Origin of the sequence: Paenibacillus sinensis (assembly GCF_019904155.1) — a bacterium.
Taxonomy (GTDB): Bacteria; Bacillota; Bacilli; order Paenibacillales; family Paenibacillaceae; genus Paenibacillus_AQ; species Paenibacillus_AQ sinensis.
Window position 1 is genome coordinate 1 of record NZ_JAHCMB010000162.1, and the last position, 1601, is coordinate 1601.

The 1601-nt window shown below is 40.1% G+C and carries 1 protein-coding gene; it reads left to right on the forward strand.

Features of this window, described 5'->3' with window-relative positions:
• Window positions 1–444: 444 nt before the first annotated feature.
• Window positions 445–1518, forward strand: coding sequence for a WG repeat-containing protein (locus KIH86_RS18985; protein WP_223110610.1), 1074 nt, complete (start codon window positions 445–447; stop codon window positions 1516–1518).
• The last annotated feature ends 83 nt before the right edge of the window (window positions 1519–1601 follow it).

Sequence of the window (1601 nt, forward strand, 5' to 3'; positions counted from 1 at the left end):
TAATCCAGAAGTGGCAATCACAAGTAATTCCTTTAGGTTGGAATGAAAAATAGGTTATGGGACAACACGGTACCCTGATATTTGGAAAGAGTATGCCAATAAATATTAAGATAAGTAAAACACCTACAAGAGATTGCAATCATGTCGTGAGATGTAGAGGCAGCCTTGAAGGTGCTTTTTACGTTAGCAGCAGGACTTACGATGAGTTCAGCGCGACCGAGTTAATGTTCTGAAAGAGGGATAAATATATGGGGAAAAAGGTTGGTATTGCAATCTTTCTATTAGTACTTATATTAGGTTTGAGCGCTTGCAGCGAAAGTGATAATAAAAAAACTTTAGAGTCGGGCAGCATGAATGCTACGGATGTAATAACAGGTCAGTCTCCCCAAAACGATGAGTTGAAATGGAAATGGATTGTGGAGGCCGGTAAATATGAGGATTTNTGTGGATGAGAAGTGGATTGCGGTTAAGGGCGGCAATGGGAAATACAAAGTGATAAACACACAAGAAGAAGTGGTATTGCCGGATGAATACGACAAAATATATGGTTTTAATGAGAGTGTCGCTATGGTCGAACTTGACGGGGGATTTTCGTACATTGATAAAAAAGGAAGAAGCATCACGGATGAGCAGTATCAGAATGCAGGTCCGTTTAGTGAATCCAGGGGAGCGGTTCAACAAAATAATAAGTGGGGGTACATCAATCAATCAGGCGAGTTAACTATACAGCCTCAATATGAAGAGGTAAAATCCTTCATTGGAGACCGCGCAGCTGTAAAACTGGCGAACAAGTGGGGATTTATAGATAAGTCTGGTCACATGGTCGTTAGACCTCAGTATGATCAGGTTGGAGACTATAGCGAAGGAATGGCTGCTGTTCAGCTTGATGGGAAATGGGGATTTGTTAACAGTGATGGAACCCTAATTACAGAGTTAGTTTATGAAGAGGTTAAAGACTTTCATGAAGGATACGCGGCAGTCATGGATAACAAAAAATGGGGTTTTATCGATACACATGGACAGGTAAGCATTGATATAAAGTATGATGACGCCGGGAGTTTCAGTGAAGGCAAGGCAGCTGTCAAAGTATCAGAATACACGGAGGACGGAGATGCTTGGGCGTATATAGACTATGATGGAAACATAGTTATTGATTTTTTCCCTTATAATGCTTCGGAAGGACGTATGATTGAGGTCGGAGAGTTTAAGAATGGGCTCGCCTTTGTCTCAAAAGACTTATACTGTATTATCGATAGCAAAGGAAATAATGTCTTCTTGGGTGACTCGAAATTTTTTATCAGTGCTTTTTATTATGATAAACAATTCAATGTGATTCCTGGCTATATTTTTACGGATGAAAGCATGAAAGTTCGCAAATATGGTTTACTGGGGCTGCACGGAGAGCAACGGCTCGAGCCAAGCTTTGACTTTATAGGAGAAATGAACGGTCCCTATGCTACAGTGATCAATGTAGTGAATGGCAAAGACGAAAAAGGGATTATAGAAATTTATAAATAAACTAAGATCAGTATGCAAACCTAAGCAGCCATTCCATAATGAAGTGATAAAACACTGCCAGATGATAGGATGATGTATTTGAG